This is a genomic window from Urechidicola sp. KH5, from assembly GCF_054661455.1.
Genome location: NZ_BAAFSW010000002.1, coordinates 253,829 through 270,744, shown reverse-complemented (window position 1 = coordinate 270,744; position 16,916 = coordinate 253,829). Strand labels below are relative to the sequence as shown.

Sequence of the window (16,916 nt, the reverse complement as noted above, 5' to 3'; positions counted from 1 at the left end):
AAAGGCTATTTGCTCAGGCGAATAGCCTTTTACTTTATAATACCTATGAAAAAAAATCTACTCTTTTTTGTTAGTATCCTAACCACTCTTATTGTTCAATCCCAAATATCTTGGCAATCTGGCACACCTGAAGAAACAGACTTGGCAACCATTGTATTTGATGCAACGGGAACACCGCTGGAAAATACTGCAGGAACACTTTATGCACATACTGGAGTAACAGTTAATGACACCAACGATTGGCAAAATGTAATAGGTAATTGGGGAAATAACGCTACTCAACCTGCATTAACACTAATGTCAGGAAACATTTACCATTTAACTCTTACTCCAACGATTGATGATTTTTATAGCAACCCTACGGGTACTATTACCGCAATAAACATTGTAATACGAAGTGCTGATGGAGGTACTCAAACTTCTGATTTATCTTTGTCAGTTGGAGCTTTTCAAGTTACTCTTAATGATCCTTCAAGAGATGTTACAGTTATTAGTCCAGGTAGTAATTTTAATATTGTAGCTCAAAATACAAATGGCAGTGCAAACTATAGTCTATATGCAAACGGTGGTTTATTAAACTCTTGGCCAGGTACTAATTTTTATGCCTATACACATACCAACGTTACAGCTGATCAAAATTATGAACTTCGAGTAGAACAAGGAGGTAGTACAATTTCAAGATTTTTTTCTGCAATTGTCAACCCTGGAGCTCCTTCAGAATCTATGCCCGTTGGTTTGACTAATGGTATTAATTATGACGATGCAGATGACACTATTGCAACTTTAGTTTTAGATGCGCCATTAAAAGAATTTGTATATGTTGCTGGGAGCTTTAATAATTACAATCCTACAAGTATACATGTAATGAAAAAAGATCCCGGTACAGGCAAATTTTGGTTACAGATAACAGGATTAACTCCAGGGCAAATAGAAACCTATCAATACTGGGTTGGTGAGCAAACTCCAATAACAAACTCACCAGCTTATGTTAAAGTTGCAGACCCCTATTCTACTTTAGTTTTATCTCCATACGACGATTCTTATATACCTTCTGAATCTTACCCGGATATTCCGTCGTATCCAGCAGGACAAAGACATGAGGTTACAGTATTACAAACGGGGCAAACTACCTATAATTGGCAAGTAACAAATTTTGCTAAACCAAAAAAAGAAGACTTAGTTGTATACGAAGTATTAATAAGAGATTTCGATGAAAACAGAAACTTTCAAGATTTAATTGATCGCATCGACTATTTTAAAAATTTAAATGTCAATGCCATTCAATTAATGCCCATTATGGAGTTTGAAGGAAATGAAAGTTGGGGTTACAACACCTCATTTCATTTGGCATTAGACAAATTTTATGGAACGAGTGATAAATTCAAAGAGTTTGTTGATTTATGTCACCAAAATGGCATTGCAGTTATTTTGGATATTGCTTTAAACCACGCTTTTGGCAGAAACCCAATGGTACGTATGTGGATGAATGATGACGACCAAAACGATTATGGCGAACCTAGCTCTGAAAACCCTTATTTTAATGAATCACCAAGACACAGCTATAATGTAGGTTCAGATTTCAATCATCAATCAGCACTTACTCAGGATTATGTTGAAGCAGTAGTTAAATATTGGATAGAAGAGTATAAAATTGATGGATTCCGTTGGGATCTTACAAAAGGATTCACTCAAAACTGTACTGATTTGGATGAAGGATGCACGAATTCTTATCAAGCAGACCGTGTGGCTGTATTAAAAGACTATGCAGATTTTTCTTGGAGTTTAGATAACGACCATTACGTGATATTTGAGCACCTCGGCGGCGACACGGAAGAAAAAGTATGGGCAGATTACAGATTAGGAGAAGGAAAAGGTATTATGATGTGGGGTAAAATGACTGATCAATACAATCAGTTGACCATGGGGTATAATTCAAGTAATGATATCTCGAGAATTGGACATACTGCTCACGGATTTTCAGGACCTCGTGTTATGGGATATCCTGAAAGTCATGATGAAGAACGATTGATGTACAAAAATGTGCAATTCGGTAATTCAAGTAATGCAGGTCATGATGCAAAGAATCTTAATGTAGCTTTAAGTAGAATGTCTGCTCTAGGAGCTGTTTCTTTAACAGTACCTGGACCAAAAATGATTTGGCATTTCGGTGCATTAGGCATGCATAATTCTATCTACACATGCTCAGATGGTTCTTTTGATGACGACGGTTGTAAATTGGATACTAAACCTCAACCTCAATGGACGGGAGACTGGATGAACGATATAAATAGACGGCAAATTTATGATGATTGGGCACGCTTAAATGCGCTAAAAGTGAATGAAGATGTTTTTGAAGGAAACTATTCAATTAACACCAATACATTACAACCACGCATCTATGTTTGGGATGATGCAATTGATCCTTCGGAGCTTAAAAATGTCGTAATACTTGCAAATTTTGATGTTATATCGCAAAATATGATTCCAGATTTTCCATATACCGGTGTTTGGTATGATTTAATGGATGAAACAGGGAGCACATCAATAAATGTTACAAATACTTCAAATCCTATTAATATGGCACCTGGTACATTTAAAATTTACGGTAATCAGGCAGCAAGTAGCTTAAGTTTAGAAGACAACGATATTTCTGATGCTATACGTTTATACCCAAATCCAGCAAATCAGTTTTTCAGTTTAAATACCTATGCAACATCTGTAGAATTATTTGATGTTTCAGGAAGAAGTATTATACACTTTAAAGATCGTCAACAAAATACCAGTATTCCTGTAAATCAACTATCTAAAGGAATCTATTTTGTTAGAATTATAACTCCAGAAGGCGTTGGTACCAAACAATTAATTATTAACTAAATAAACTTAAAACTATGAAAAATATTATATTACTTTTTACCTTTTTGATAATATCTTTTGAAGGGTATTCTCAAATCCTTTCAATAAATGGAGACGGTTTTGGAACCATTGATATTTCCTATGACCCATCATTAGAAGTCGACCCTCGAATTTATGATTCCTATGGTGAGTCGATCTATTTATACATTTGGATAGAAACTTTTATGAATGATGAAAATACTTTTTATGGCGATGACTGGAGCGGCACTCTTACTGAGTTTCCATGGAATCCGGTAACGTCAAAACATGAAGTGAGCATCAATTTAAATAATTATAATTTCGCTACTGGAGGTATAATTCCAACTGGGACCACTATTACTAATTTTATGTTTATAATGAGAAATTCAATAGGAAGTAACCAAAGCGCAAATTTAACAGCATCTGATTATTTGTTTACTTCTGCTGTTTTACCTGTTGAAGAACAAACACTTGTCAGTACAAATATTTTCAGTTATCAAAATAGTTTGTTTGTTACGGGATTATCAAACACATCCTACGATTTAACCATTTTTGATACAATGGGGCGCACAGTTAAACAAGTTAAAAGCAACGAAAACCAATTAGATATTTCAAGTTTGCAAAATGGTTTATATTTTGTAGCTTTAGAATCTGCCGAAGGAGGCCTTGTAAAAAAGAAAATTCTGAAGCAATAACAAAAATTTAGTTGTTCCCTAAATAACATAAAAGCCTCGCATATGCGAGGCTTTTCTTATGGTTTAAAATTGGCTATTCCTTGTTTGAGCCAATTGTAATATTCATCTACATCTGGGGTATACGCAACCGGATCGATTAAGTTTTCTTCGTTATGATCCATAAGCACATAATATGGCTGTGAATTCGTCTTGTATTTTACTGCTTGCAATTCACTCCATTTCTGACCTATATATTTTAATTTTTTACCTGGTCTCAATTTAGAATCCACGACTTCATCTTCTGGTAACTGTCTTTTATCGTCTACATACAAAGAGATTAAAACAACATCATTCTTTAGAACGTTTAAAACCTTACTTTTTGCCCAAACATTCTGTTCCATTTTACGACAGTTAACACAAGCGTGTCCTGTAAAGTCAATCATTACAGGTTTACCAATTTTTTTAGCATAAGCTAATCCAAGATCGTAATCATTAAATGCAAGAATATTATGAGGTGCCATTAAATGTGCTCCTTCTGGCACTTCTGCATGACTAGCTCCGCCAACACCTTCTCCTAATTTTGTAAAACCAACCCCGTAAGGAGATTCTGCATAATGCTGTGCAGGAGGAAATGCACTAATCAAATTTAATGGCGCCCCCCAAAGACCTGGTAGCATATATAATGTAAAGGATAAAGACAACAATCCTAGACACAATCTACCAACAGATATATGTGTAATAGGGGAATCATGAGGCAGTCTGATCTTACCAAATAAATAAAGACTTAAAGCTCCAAAAATTGCAATCCATATAGCCAAGAACACTTCGCGTTCTAACCAATGTAATTGGTATACTAAATCAGCATTCGATAAGAATTTAAAAGCAAATGCCAGCTCTAAAAATCCTAAAACAACCTTTACTGTATTTAACCAACCTCCCGATTTTGGCAAAGAATTCATCCAACCAGGAAAGGCGGCGAATAAAGTAAATGGCAAAGCAATAGCCATAGAAAATCCTAGCATTCCAATTATAGGCCCTGTTTGATCACCTCCAGCAGCGGCCTCAACTAAAATAGTTCCAACAATTGGACCTGTGCAAGAAAATGATACAATTGCTAATGCCAATGCCATAAAGAAAATACCAATCATACCTCCTCTATCAGCTTGCGCATCTACCTTGGTTCCCCAAGAACTTGGTAATACTATTTCAAAGGCACCTAAAAAAGAAGCTGCAAATACAATTAAGAGTACAAAGAATATAAGATTAAACCATACATTAGTTGAGAGAGCATTTAATGCCGATGGACCAAAAGCCAAAGACACCAAAACTCCTAACAATACATAAATAACGATAATCGAAACTCCATAAATAAGCGCATTGCGTATACCAGCAGCTTTGGTCTTACTTTGCTTTGTAAAGAAGCTAACCGTCATAGGTATCATAGGAAATACACATGGCGTTAATAAGGCCGCAAAACCAAAAATAAATGCTAAAAAGAAGGTCCCTAAATAACTTCGTTTTTCCTTCTTTTCTTTGCTACTACTTGCAGCTTTTTTAGTCTCTTTAACTTCTTTTTTAGGAGCCAATACTTTGGTTGCCTCTTCTTTTGTAACTTTCTGAGCAGTACTCAAATCAAAGTACAACTCTATTTCTGTTGGCGTTAGACACTGTCTGTCATCACATACCATAAATTCGACAAACCCTTCAATGACCTCTACTGCTTGATCAACCTTTATCTTTTGAATAAAAGTAGCTTTATTCTCAAAGAATTTAATCTTCATTTTAAAAACCGCATCATCTACTTCATGACCCGCATCTTCTAGGGTATTTCCTAAAAGAGTGATTTTACCTGCATCGTCATAAGTAAAAGAGGTAGGTATTGGTCCGCCATCTGGAACATCTTGTGAATACAAATGCCAACTTTCGTCTATAGTAGCTTTCGTAATAAATTGGTATTCTGTCTCATTTAACTGCTCAACACTAGTTTGCCATTTTACGGGCTCTAATAATTGTGCAGATAATTGAATACTTATAAGTGCTAATAGCACTGTTAAAAATCGTTTCATAAAAGAAATCTTGTAATTAGTTTATCTCAAAAATCAAATCCATCTCTTTAGGCGGCAAACACTGCGTTTCATTACATACCATAAACTCTACAATAGCATTTACCTTAAAAGCAGTTTTCAATTTTCTTTTTATACGTTGTTTAAACGTTGCTTGATTCTCAAAATATTTTAATCGCATTTTAAAAACAGGATCATCCAATTCAATTCCCGTCTCTTCTTTGGTATTGCCCTTCTTTAAATACTCCGAGGAACTTTTAAAGACAAAACTTGTTGGTATAGGTCCATCCTCAGGAATTTGTTGTGCATATAAATGCCATCCTTCGTCAATAGTTGCCGTAGCGATTAACGTTACTTCTGATTCTCCAGTAATTTCTGTGGCGGTAGTCCAACTTATCGGATCTAATATCTGACTGCTAACTCCTAACGGAAAAAGAAGGAGAATTGCTATAAATAGTTGTTTTAGTTTCATATGACACTGAGTTCGCAAAAATGCAGATACCTTATAAAATGCTTCCTTAAATAGATGTTAAAATCCAACAAATCTAATTAAAAAATAATTGGTTGTATTCTTAATTACAACTATTGAATAGATATTTAAAAACCTATAGGCATACTCTTAATATCATTTATTGGGATTACTTCTATAGTCCAAGAAACAGTTAGGTTTCCTTCAAAAGATGGATTATCTGTTACTGCCAATTGGTACGGGATTGAAAATTCTACAGATACTTGTGTTGCTGTATCATTAAGCTGAATATAGTAGGCGAACATCAATTTGCTGCTAAACCTTTAAATTAACTTGGATATCAATGATTGGCTATCGCCCAAAGATCCGGCAAAGTAGGTATAATATAAAAAATAAACCAGAATAGAAACCTCAATCCGCGATGTGCGAGATTTTAATAGATTTTATGGCTAAAATAGTGGAATATGAATACAGGATGGGAAGAAATTTTCAATTGAATTCAATCATGATTCAAAATCACCAACTAAAAACCTAAAAGTACTTTTACAGAATTAATCTATTTCTCAAGTTTTGCTCGATACTTTTTAGCGTATTCAGAGCACAAGTTCAAAGTGTCTTTCACATCTTTTAATGTTGTTCTTGGGTTGATTAAACACATACGCAATACCACTTGCTTTTGTAATACTGTTGTTACCAAAACAGCATTACCTTCTGTAGTGATACGCTGTGAAACAGCTTGATTTATTTTATCTAGTTCTTCTTCAGAGAAGTCTTTGTCAATTGGATTAAATCTAAAATTAATGACAGCCAAGGTAGCTGGAGATATTACTTCCCAATTCTTACTATTTCTTATCAAGTCTTCAGTTTGCTCAGCCAATTCAATATTATAGGTAACTGCAGCTCTAAACGATTTTAATCCAAAAGTTTTAACAGACATATAGAACTTTAATGCTCTAAATCTACGAGTCAATTGAATTCCGTGATCATAAAAATTAATCTCAGATTCGTTCCCTTCTATATCTCTCAAATATTCCGGGCGTTCACTAAAAGTTGCACTCAACCATTTGTGATTACGCACCAATAAACAACCCATTTCATAAGGTTGGTAAAACCATTTATGAGGGTCGATAGTAACTGAGTCTGCTTTTTCAATACCTTTTAGTGCCTTTCTACCTTGTTCAGACAAAATGGCCCCACCACCATAGGCAGCATCAACATGCATCCAAATATTCTCTGCTTTACAAATTTTAGATATCTCTTTTAAATCATCAACCGTTCCTGTATTGGTAGTTCCTGCATTTGCAATCATACACAAAGGCTGTCTACCTGCCAATTTATCTTTAGCAATGGCGTTTTTTAATTTGTTTAAAGATATCTTAAACTCCATGTCTGTAGGAATAATTCGAACTTGATCTTTTCTAAATCCAATCGTGCGAATTGCCTTTATGTTTGATGAGTGCGTTTGGTCTGACATGTAAATAACTGCCTTAGAGAAATCGTCTCCACAACGCTGTCTACGTGCCGTAACCAAAGCGGTTAAATTGGCCATAGAACCTCCACTGGTAAAAATACCACCACCTTTTTTTACAGGGAATTTAAAAAGTTTGAGCAACCAATTAATCGTAACAATTTCCAATTCTGCTGCTGCCGCAGAAGCTACCCATCCCCCGGAGAATACATTAAACCCAGTTGCTAAACTATCGGCCATTGCGCTTATATAGTTACTCGGACCAGGAACAAATGAAAAGAATTTTGGGTGTGATGCAATATTGATTTCAGAAAGCACTTTTTCTTTTACAAAATCTAACACTTGGTGCGCATCCATTCCATCTTCTGGAGCCTCCTCTAAAAACACCGCATCCATCTCTGCTCTAGTAGCAGTAGAAAACGGTTTTTTATCATTCATTTGATCAAAATGCTCAACAATGGTATCAATAACTTGATACCCGTATTTCTTCATATCTTCTTTAGAAAGCTCTAAATTCTTATTCTCCTTCATTGGTTCTCAATTAGGCTGCAAATTTACGGCTAACTTAAATTTAAAAAAAACAATTTATTAAAATCATTTCTTTTAAAGGAAGAGAGCTCTTCTTGCTGTTTACCAGTATTTTGATATCATCGTAATAGGTTTCCGTTTGTTTGATAAGCTTTTTAAAAAACTTCTAAAATGGGGTTGTCCTGAGGTTTAAAATTTCCAATTTGAGATTTTCCTATGGCTTCATTTGTTAAATTGGTTTGTGTTTGTGTACTGAAAAAATGAATTCCAATAACTTCATACTCATTTACTTTTATAGAATACAGAGGGCTGATTTAATTTTAAATGAGAATAAATGGAAAATTACAAAACCCTTTTGCGCCTCTATTTCTAGGTTAATCAAATATTTCATTGATTACTAAAATCATATTTCTAAAGATTTAAAGAAGATAACTCCTTTTACAGTGAGAACTTTTATTGTTGTACAAATACATTTTTAATCAACAGTAAACTATATTTACAGGAATGAAAAACCTACCAGAAATACCCATTCAAAAAATTGCTATAAAGCTTAAATCAAAAGCTGAAACTTTGGTTAAAAAAGGACACCCATGGGTGTTTGAAAACAGTATTATAAAACAAAATAAGGAGGGTAGATCGGGAGACATAGCTGTACTATTTGACAGTAAAAAAAATAAGTTTCTTGCATGTGGTTTTTACGATCCAAATTCGCCAATTCGGATTAAAATATTACAAGCCAATAGACAAGCTAATATCACTAAGAACTGGTTTGAAACCAAAGTTCAAGAGGCTTTTAAAAAACGAGAGCAGCTTTTAAAATCAGACACCAATAGTTATCGTTTAGTGTTTGGTGAGAATGACCAATTACCATCTCTTATTGCAGATGTTTATGACCATGTGCTTGTGGTAAAACTTTATGCCTCTTTTTGGTTTGCTCATTTAAAAGATATCTTACCTTGTTTGATTGCTACAAGCAAAGCAAAAACTACTGTACTTCGACTTAGTAGAAATGTGCAAAAAGAAGAAAACACATTTGGCTTATATGATGGTCAAATTCTAGATGGGATTCTCCAAAATGAATTAGTAATATTTAAAGAACATGGTATAAATTTTTCGGCCAATGTTATTCACGGACATAAAACAGGATATTTCTTAGACCACAGAGCCAATAGAAAAAAGGTTGGTGCATTGTCTAAAGGAAAAACAGTATTAGATGTCTTTTCTTACGCTGGAGGGTTTTCTGTACATGCTTTGGCAGGTGGGGCTGAAGAAGTAACAAGTTTAGATATTAGCAAACCAGCTTTAGAGATTGCCAAAAGTAACGCTAAACTAAATAGCTATCCTGGGAAACATCTGACCATTGTAGGTGATGCTTTTGAGGAATTAGAAAAACTAGCAAAAAATCATAAAAAGTTTGACATTGTGGTAATAGACCCTCCGTCTTTTGCTAAAAGTGCCAACGAGATTCCAAAGGCACTTAATAGCTATAAAGCACTTGCTAAATTGGGTTTACAATTGGTAAAAAAAAACGGTATACTTGTATTGGCTTCATGCAGCTCTCGTGTTTCTGCTGAGCAATTTTTTGAATTGAATGAGGATGTCTTGACGAGAAATAAAGTACGTTATACAATCCTAGAAACTACTCAGCACGATAGCGATCACCCTATTGGATTTAAAGAAGGAGCTTATTTAAAAAGCATGTATATCGGAATTAAATAATCACCTAGAAACCAAACCAGAATTATCCTTCATTAGACGTTCAACCTCCGTTACAGAAGTTAGATTGAAATCACCTAAAATGGTATGCTTTATACAACAGGCTGAAGTTGCAAAATCCACAGAGTATTGCAGGTTATTAGCATGTTCTGTAAGGCCATAAATTAGACCTCCCATAAACGCATCTCCACTTCCGACTCTATCTAATACAGGATTTATTTCTTTAATAGAAGATGTGAATAATGAAGATCCATCATACAACAAACCACCTATTCTTTGATGCGATACACTCTCTGAGTAGCGTAACGAAGTCGCTATAAATTTCAAATGTTTTATCTCCGAAAATAGGTCGTTGTAATAAATAATAAGCTCTTCTGGTTTTTGATAATCAGGCGCTACTTTATTTTTACCTAACATAAAGAGTGCTGTATCTATATCTCCTAAAATTACATTGCTATACTGCAATAGCTCTGGCATAATTTCGTGAGGTGCCTTACCATATTTCCAAAGTTTAGACCTGTAATTTAAATCACAAGAAATCGTAATTCCCATTTCATTCGCTTTTTTAATCGCTCTCAAACATTCATCAGCTGCATTTTGAGAGATTGCAGGTGTAACGCCGCTCCAATGAAACCAAGAGGCATCTTTAAGAACCTGATCCCATTCTATTGTGCCAACAGGAATTGTCGCAATAGCACTATTTGATCTATCGTATACCACTTTACTACTTCTACCCGCAATACCCATTTCTAAAAAATAAACTCCCAATCGCTCTCCACCAATAGCTAGATTATTACATGCTACATTATGTTTTCTAATTTCTTGAATAGCTCTTTGTCCAAAATCATTTTCTGGTAACCGAGTAACAAACTCAGCTGATATTCCAAAATTTACGGCAGAAACAGCCACATTAAATTCTGCACCACCAAAACTTATATCTAATACATTGGTTTGTAACAATCTTTGATGGTCTTTTGCCGATAAACGCATCATAATTTCGCCAAAGCAAACAAGTTTATTATTCATGAATTTTATTACTGATTTATACAAATCTATTCAATTTCAACTGTTTTGCGGTGAATCATTTAAATTTAATAATACATATTTCTATTTAATTGTATCCTTGGTACAAAAATTGATATTTAGCAACCCTGAATAAATTAACGATATCAAACTATGAAACCTTTAAAAATGATCTTATTGGCTTGTTTAATAACAGCCAATATATTTTCTCAAAACAACCCTGATTACGCACAGCTAATTTCTGAAGGATGGAAATTATGTCTCGCCAAAGAATACAAACAATCCGCTGAACTCTATGAAAAAGCCTTTCAGTTAAATGAAAAAGTCCCGCTAAGAGATCGCTATAATGCATCTTGTATCTATGCATTCGCGGAAAATTCAGACATGGCTTTCAAACATTTATTTGTTATTGCAAACGATTTAAAATGGACTGGAATTGATCATTTAAAAAATGATTCAGACTTAACCAGTTTGCATACAGATGATCGATGGAATGAACTCTGCATTTTAATCATTAAAAATAAGGAAGCAGAAGAAGCACATTTTGACAAAGCTTTGGTAACCGTATTAGATCAAATATATTTTGACGACCAAAGCACTAGAAATAGTATTCGTTCAACCGAAGAAAAGTATGGAAGAGACTCAAAAGAAATGGATGCATTATGGCAAGAAATAATGAAGAAAGACTCCATCAATCTGGCGAAAGTTGAAAAAATTCTCAGTGAAAAAGGGTGGCCTGATAAAAAATTAATAGGTGAACGCGGCACCTCAACTTTATTCTTAGTTATTCAACATGCAAATCAAGATACACAAGAGAAATACCTACCAATGATTACTGCAGCTTTAGAAAGTAACAATCTCCCAAAAAGACAATATGCCATCTTTTATGATCGACTATTGTTAAGGCGAGGTGAGCGTCAGATATACGGTACGCAATTAGCAATGAGTAAAGAGCGCAAACAACCTTATGTTTTACCTTTAGAAGACCCAAAAAATGTAGATAAAAGAAGGGCCGAAATGGGACTTAACTCTATGCAAGAAAATTTAAATAGATGGAATCTTACTTGGGATATTGAAGCCTACCTTAAAATGCTCCCAGAATTAGAAGCCAAAGAGAAGGCGTTGAACAAAAAGAATTAACTCTGTTTGTAAATTATAAAAAAACCAGTTTCGATTGAAACTGGTTTTTTATTTATACATTGTACTTACTCATTTCTGTCCATCCAACTTGGAGTGTATGTCGACTTTTATTTCTTAGAAACCTTATGTTGTTTAATCTTCTCTTTTAACAATCTGAAAATGTCAAATGATCTTTTTTCTTTATTCATTATCAAAGAATTTTAAAGGATTCCTAATTTTAACTATTTATTTCGACACGTCTCCTAATGTTTTATACAACTCCGTCTTAGGCATCAGTTTAAAGAACTCTAAGTAACTCGGCGGATTCTCAACAGTACCTCTTTCAGAAACTAACTTAATCGTAATATTTCTCAAGTTTGCCTTGTATGAAAAATCATCTAAAATCTCAATAATATCATTATCTAGATAACGTGTTTTTCTAACATCTAGCTCTAAGAACGAATTCTCTGGTAAATTGTCTAGCTCTTTAAGAATCGCTCCCTTATGGAAGAAAGTAACTTGCTCTGCTAAAGTCATTTTAATTTTACCATCATCTACATCTTCTCCTTCAATATGTAGGAAGTGTGAATTCTGATAACTCTTAATCAATACCACTACTATACCTACCAATAAACCTAAACCAAGACCAATTAATAAGTCAATAAAAATAATACCAGCTACAGTTACAATAAACGGCACAAATTGTTTCCACCCTAATTGATACATTGTTTTAAACAATGCTGGTTTTGCTAATTTATACCCTACAATAAATAGTATTGCAGCCAATACAGATAACGGAATCATGTTTAATAAACGCGGTATAAGAATAACAGAGATCAATAATAATATACCGTGAATAATTGCCGACATTTTAGTTTTTACACCAGACTGAATGTTTGCAGAACTACGAACAATTACCTGTGTAATTGGTAATCCCCCAATGAATCCAGAAAGCATATTACCAATACCTTGCGCAAATAACTCTCGGTTTGTAGGTGTTACTCTTTTATCTGGGTCAATCTTATCTGTTGCCTCAACACACAATAAAGTTTCTAAACTCGCTACAAGCGCAATGGTAAATGCAACTACCCAAATTTCTGGGTTTGTAATTGCCCCAAAGTTTGGAAAACTAAACTGTGCCATAAAAGAAGCGGCATCTTCAGGAACTGGCACACTTACCAATTGGTCTGCTCCAAATCCTAATGTTGCACTACCCTCATTAATTGCAAAAAATATAATACCAACAACAACCGCCACCAAAGGCCCTTGAATTAATTGGAAAATTTTTGCTTTTTTAGAAAGTACATTGTTCCATAAAATTAAGATAGCCATTGCAATTAAAGCAATAATTGTAGGCCCAAGGCTAATATGATTTACAGCGTTGATTATTTCTGAAAACGTATTCTGCCCATCTACTTGAAAAAATGCAAAATCTCCTTCAGGGTCAGCATCATATCCAAAAAAGTGTGGTATTTGTTTTAGGATAATAATAATACCAATACCCGTTAACATACCCTTAATAACAGACGAAGGAAAGTAGTACCCAATAATACCTGCTCTCAATACACCAAAAAGCAATTGAATAGCACCTCCTAAAACAACAGCTAAAAGAAAGTTTTCGAATCCTCCTAAACTTGATATAGCTGCTAAAACAATTGCCGCAAGTCCTGCTGCTGGTCCACTTACTCCAACCTGAGATCCACTAATAGACCCTACAACTACACCGCCAATAATTCCTGCGATTAAACCTGAGAAAAGTGGCGCTCCACTAGCAAGTGCAATACCCAAACACAACGGTATTGCTACAAAGAATACCACTATACTTGCTGGTAAGTCATTTTTTAAATATTTAAAATAATTACTCATAATGAAAGATTTTGTGCAAACATAAGAAATGTAAGTAATACTTATATCTATATTTGTATTAATTTAACAATCATGAGTATAGATAATTTTTATGCTTTACTTTAGCTCATGTATCATCGCTTTATCAATATCTTTTCCCTATGATTATAATGGCTGGTTTTTCAATTCCTGAAGGTCTTTCACTAAGAGATCCGCTTCAAAGTAAACTTGGAAGAGGCATCATAACGCACGGTATTATTTTAATGGACGAAATTGGCTTTGAGTCGTTTACCTTCAAGAAATTAGCTGTAAAAATGGACTCAAACGAGACCTCAATTTACAGGTATTTTGAAAACAAGCACTACTTGTTATTGTATTTGGTTGTTTGGTACTGGAACTGGGTGAGCTATTTGGTGGATTACAATACCAAGAACATTACTGACCCAGATAAAAAATTAGACATTATCATAGCTAATTTTGTTGATGCTGCTAGAGAAAATCCTTCGGTAGAATTTGTAAATGAAAAAATATTGCACCGCATTATTATTGCAGAATCAGCCAAATCATACCACACTAAAAACATAGACGAAGACAACAAGCAAGGGTTTTACAACAGCTACAAATCACTTATTCAAAAAGTTGCCGACGTTATTCTTGAGATAGATCCAACGTTTCCTTATCCGCATTCTTTTGCGAGCAATTTGTTTGAAATGGCCAACAACGAAATCTTTTTTGCTGAACACTTACCGAGATTAACAGATATTGAAGTTAAAAAAGAAAACTACCAAGCAGTAAATAAGCTATTGAAATTTTACAAGTGTAAAATGTTGGGGGTGTAGTCACAATTGATGCATTTTATTTTTTTGACAGCAAAAAGCTTGCAATTTCATCAGCCATCAAATCACTTCTAATATTACCATTATTACTCATAATAAAGATTGCTAATTTTTCTTCTGGAAAACGGATGATTTGCGAATGAAATCCATAGGTAACACCATCATGATGAACCGCTTTTCTGTTCAATCTATCATTTAATTTTAATCCAAATCCATAGGTTTTAATTTCGCTATTCGGAATCGGATCTTGACTTATTTTTAGCAAATTATTGGTATCAATTGAAGCTTGAATCATTTGCTCAAAGATTAGTTGATCTTTTAACGTGGTAAATAAAAATCCCTCTCCACTTGTTTTGGTTACTGTTGGGGTTTCCCACCATTCACCCCTTCCCCAATCAGAGTATGGGTTTGCTCTATTTGGGATTACACCCATGTAACGTTTAACAAACGAGGTTTCTTTCATTCCTAGGTTTTCGAAAAAATCGCTTGAATAGTCAACAAATGAGATTCCTGTAACCCTCTCAACAATTGTAGCAAGAATGTTATAATTAGAATTACTATACGCGTACTTAGAACCTGGTTTAAAAGCCAAACTCTTTTGTTTTTCTAATAATTCAATAACATCATTATTGTCTAGGCCCACACGTTTCCACCAAACTGGTCCTTCTTCACTGAGCAAATCAACATATTCTTGAACTCCACTAGTGTGATTTATTAAGTGCCTTATTTTTATTTCATCCGGAACATTCGGGTATAGACTTGGTACATGCTTTCTAACATCATCCTCTAGATTAAGTTTTTGTTTCAACGACAAATCCAACACCATTAAAGCTGTAAACTGTTTAGCTGTAGAAGCAATGTTTGACCGCGTATGTTGATCAAAAGAAATTTGATGTTGAAGATTTGAAAGCCCTCTGTAACGTTCGTAAACTACTTCTCCATTTTTTACAATCCCTACAGCCAATCCAGGGTGATTCTCCTTAATTGCAGCATCTATAATAGAATCAATTTTTTCAAACTTTAAAGTTTGACCATTAAGTGAAAATGAAACAAAGACGAACAGCAAAAGTAATTTTCTCATATGCTAAAAATAAAAAAACGGATGTACTCTTTAAAGTATAATCGTTTTATTTAACTAATATTTAGCACAGTGCTTTCTTTATGAAAGCCTGTGTTGAGCATTGTCGCAATGCTCAGGTTAAACTTCTCATCCTGTTTTTATTCCATAAAAAAAGCTTCACATTTCTGTGAAGCTTTTTTAGTAGCGGGAACAGGACTCGAACCTGTGACCTTCGGGTTATGAGCCCGACGAGCTACCTACTGCTCTATCCCGCGATTTGGACTGCAAATATAGAACTAATTCTTGAATTTAAAAGCTTTTTTTTACATTTAAATGTACCTTTGCAGCCAAATACTTGTAAATGACACATAAAGCTGGTTTTGTAAATATTATTGGAAATCCTAACGTTGGTAAATCTACCCTAATGAACGCACTTGTTGGAGAGCGTTTATCTATCATTACCAAAAAAGCACAAACCACGCGTCATCGTATTTTAGGCATTGTAAATGGCGATGAGTACCAAATTGTATTTTCTGACACCCCGGGTATTATTAAACCTGCGTATGAATTACAAGCGTCTATGATGGATTTTGTAAAATCTGCTTTTGAAGATGCTGACGTATTGATTTATATGGTAGAAATGGGTGAAAAAGAATTGAAAGACGAAGCCTTTTTCAAAAAGATTACCAATTCTAAAACGCCTGTGTTATTATTGCTTAATAAGATTGACAATGCCGAACAAGAGGCGGTAATGGAAAAAATTGCCTATTGGCAGGAGAAGGTTCCGAATGCTGAGATTTACCCTATTTCTGCTTTAGAAAATTTTAATATTGATAAGGTTCTTGAAGTAATTATTGAAAAACTACCTGCTTCACCTCCATACTATCCAAAAGATCAATTAACAGATAAATCAGAACGTTTTTTTGTGAATGAAACAATTCGTGAAAAAATCTTAATGCACTATAAAAAAGAAGTGCCTTACGCTGTTGAAATCGAGACTGAAGAATTTAAAGAAGATGAAAAAATCATTAGAATTCGTTCGGTTATCATGGTAGAACGCAATACTCAAAAAGGTATTTTAATTGGCCATAAAGGTTCGGCCTTAAAACGTGTTGGTTCAGAAGCACGCAAGGACTTAGAAAAATTCTTTCAAAAGAAAATTCACCTAGAGTTATACGTTAAAGTCAACAAAGATTGGCGAAGCAATAAAGGTCAGTTACGTCGTTTCGGTTATCAAGATTAGG

Annotated in this window: 13 protein-coding genes and 1 tRNA gene; 6 read left to right on the top strand and 8 right to left on the bottom strand. The window is 34.4% G+C overall.

What is annotated here, in order from left to right:
• Window positions 1-45: 45 nt before the first annotated feature.
• Entirely contained in the window at window positions 46-2,874 is a 2,829-nt protein-coding gene (locus tag ACYQ5R_RS05835) for an alpha-amylase family glycosyl hydrolase (protein WP_460189982.1), read from the top strand.
• Between the two features lie 14 nt (window positions 2,875-2,888).
• Window positions 2,889-3,566: a T9SS type A sorting domain-containing protein gene (locus ACYQ5R_RS05830; RefSeq protein WP_460189981.1), complete on the top strand. Its 678-nt coding sequence runs from the start codon at window positions 2,889-2,891 to the stop codon at window positions 3,564-3,566.
• Window positions 3,567-3,622: 56 nt separating this feature from the next.
• Here the strand turns inward: ACYQ5R_RS05830 and ACYQ5R_RS05825 are convergent, their stop codons facing one another.
• The 4 genes from ACYQ5R_RS05825 to ACYQ5R_RS05810 all read right to left on the bottom strand — a co-directional run bounded on the left by ACYQ5R_RS05825 (window position 3,623) and on the right by ACYQ5R_RS05810 (window position 8,076).
• Window positions 3,623-5,611, bottom strand: a complete 1,989-nt coding sequence (locus tag ACYQ5R_RS05825) for a protein-disulfide reductase DsbD family protein (protein ID WP_460189980.1) — start codon at window positions 5,609-5,611, stop codon at window positions 3,623-3,625.
• A gap of 16 nt (window positions 5,612-5,627) precedes the next feature.
• Complete coding sequence (locus ACYQ5R_RS05820; protein ID WP_460189979.1) at window positions 5,628-6,080, bottom strand: protein-disulfide reductase DsbD domain-containing protein; 453 nt, start codon at window positions 6,078-6,080, stop codon at window positions 5,628-5,630.
• A 125-nt stretch (window positions 6,081-6,205) separates the two neighbouring features.
• The gene (locus tag ACYQ5R_RS05815) at window positions 6,206-6,382 is read right to left on the bottom strand and encodes a hypothetical protein (protein ID WP_460189978.1); all 177 of its coding nucleotides are present in this window, start codon (window positions 6,380-6,382) and stop codon (window positions 6,206-6,208) included.
• Window positions 6,383-6,633: 251 nt separating this feature from the next.
• Window positions 6,634-8,076, bottom strand: coding sequence for a pyridoxal phosphate-dependent decarboxylase family protein (locus tag ACYQ5R_RS05810; RefSeq protein WP_460189977.1), 1,443 nt, complete (start codon window positions 8,074-8,076; stop codon window positions 6,634-6,636).
• A gap of 501 nt (window positions 8,077-8,577) precedes the next feature.
• Here ACYQ5R_RS05810 and ACYQ5R_RS05805 point away from each other — a divergent pair.
• Window positions 8,578-9,792: a class I SAM-dependent rRNA methyltransferase gene (locus tag ACYQ5R_RS05805; RefSeq protein ID WP_460189976.1), complete on the top strand. Its 1,215-nt coding sequence runs from the start codon at window positions 8,578-8,580 to the stop codon at window positions 9,790-9,792.
• Here ACYQ5R_RS05805 and ACYQ5R_RS05800 read toward each other — a convergent pair whose 3' ends face one another.
• Complete coding sequence (locus ACYQ5R_RS05800; protein WP_460189975.1) at window positions 9,793-10,815, bottom strand: PfkB family carbohydrate kinase; 1,023 nt, start codon at window positions 10,813-10,815, stop codon at window positions 9,793-9,795.
• Between the two features lie 150 nt (window positions 10,816-10,965).
• On the opposite strand from ACYQ5R_RS05800, the gene ACYQ5R_RS05795 reads away from it, so the two are divergent.
• On the top strand, window positions 10,966-11,952 hold the full coding sequence (locus ACYQ5R_RS05795; RefSeq protein ID WP_460189974.1) for a DUF6624 domain-containing protein: 987 nt from the start codon (window positions 10,966-10,968) through the stop codon (window positions 11,950-11,952).
• Window positions 11,953-12,177: 225 nt separating this feature from the next.
• Here ACYQ5R_RS05795 and ACYQ5R_RS05790 read toward each other — a convergent pair whose 3' ends face one another.
• Entirely contained in the window at window positions 12,178-13,797 is a 1,620-nt protein-coding gene (locus ACYQ5R_RS05790; RefSeq protein WP_460189973.1) for a SulP family inorganic anion transporter, read from the bottom strand.
• A gap of 140 nt (window positions 13,798-13,937) precedes the next feature.
• On the opposite strand from ACYQ5R_RS05790, the gene ACYQ5R_RS05785 reads away from it, so the two are divergent.
• On the top strand, window positions 13,938-14,615 hold the full coding sequence (locus ACYQ5R_RS05785; RefSeq protein WP_460189972.1) for a TetR/AcrR family transcriptional regulator: 678 nt from the start codon (window positions 13,938-13,940) through the stop codon (window positions 14,613-14,615).
• A gap of 16 nt (window positions 14,616-14,631) precedes the next feature.
• On the opposite strand, the gene ACYQ5R_RS05780 is transcribed toward ACYQ5R_RS05785, so the two are convergent.
• Both ACYQ5R_RS05780 and ACYQ5R_RS05775 read right to left on the bottom strand, forming a co-directional pair.
• The gene (locus ACYQ5R_RS05780; protein ID WP_460189971.1) at window positions 14,632-15,693 is read right to left on the bottom strand and encodes a serine hydrolase domain-containing protein; all 1,062 of its coding nucleotides are present in this window, start codon (window positions 15,691-15,693) and stop codon (window positions 14,632-14,634) included.
• A gap of 181 nt (window positions 15,694-15,874) precedes the next feature.
• Window positions 15,875-15,947: transfer RNA gene (locus tag ACYQ5R_RS05775), tRNA-Met, on the bottom strand.
• 86 nt (window positions 15,948-16,033) lie between these two features.
• Between ACYQ5R_RS05775 and era the strand changes: the two genes are divergently transcribed.
• Complete coding sequence (gene era, locus ACYQ5R_RS05770) at window positions 16,034-16,915, top strand: GTPase Era (RefSeq protein WP_460189970.1); 882 nt, start codon at window positions 16,034-16,036, stop codon at window positions 16,913-16,915.
• Window position 16,916 lies beyond the last annotated feature (1 nt).

Excerpts from the sequence above, each read along its gene's own strand:
- ACYQ5R_RS05785 (WP_460189972.1), top strand. The coding sequence starts at position 13,938 with ATGATTATAATGGCTGGTTTTTCAATTCCTGAAGGTCTTTCACTAAGA.
- era (WP_460189970.1), top strand. The coding sequence starts at position 16,034 with ATGACACATAAAGCTGGTTTTGTAAATATTATTGGAAATCCTAACGTT.
- ACYQ5R_RS05780 (WP_460189971.1), bottom strand. The coding sequence starts at position 15,693 with ATGAGAAAATTACTTTTGCTGTTCGTCTTTGTTTCATTTTCACTTAAT.
- ACYQ5R_RS05810 (WP_460189977.1), bottom strand. The coding sequence starts at position 8,076 with ATGAAGGAGAATAAGAATTTAGAGCTTTCTAAAGAAGATATGAAGAAA.
- ACYQ5R_RS05830 (WP_460189981.1), top strand. The coding sequence starts at position 2,889 with ATGAAAAATATTATATTACTTTTTACCTTTTTGATAATATCTTTTGAA.
- ACYQ5R_RS05815 (WP_460189978.1), bottom strand. The coding sequence starts at position 6,382 with ATGTTCGCCTACTATATTCAGCTTAATGATACAGCAACACAAGTATCT.
- ACYQ5R_RS05790 (WP_460189973.1), bottom strand. The coding sequence starts at position 13,797 with ATGAGTAATTATTTTAAATATTTAAAAAATGACTTACCAGCAAGTATA.
- ACYQ5R_RS05805 (WP_460189976.1), top strand. The coding sequence starts at position 8,578 with ATGAAAAACCTACCAGAAATACCCATTCAAAAAATTGCTATAAAGCTT.
- ACYQ5R_RS05835 (WP_460189982.1), top strand. The coding sequence starts at position 46 with ATGAAAAAAAATCTACTCTTTTTTGTTAGTATCCTAACCACTCTTATT.
- ACYQ5R_RS05825 (WP_460189980.1), bottom strand. The coding sequence starts at position 5,611 with ATGAAACGATTTTTAACAGTGCTATTAGCACTTATAAGTATTCAATTA.
- ACYQ5R_RS05795 (WP_460189974.1), top strand. The coding sequence starts at position 10,966 with ATGAAACCTTTAAAAATGATCTTATTGGCTTGTTTAATAACAGCCAAT.
- ACYQ5R_RS05800 (WP_460189975.1), bottom strand. The coding sequence starts at position 10,815 with ATGAATAATAAACTTGTTTGCTTTGGCGAAATTATGATGCGTTTATCG.
- ACYQ5R_RS05820 (WP_460189979.1), bottom strand. The coding sequence starts at position 6,080 with ATGAAACTAAAACAACTATTTATAGCAATTCTCCTTCTTTTTCCGTTA.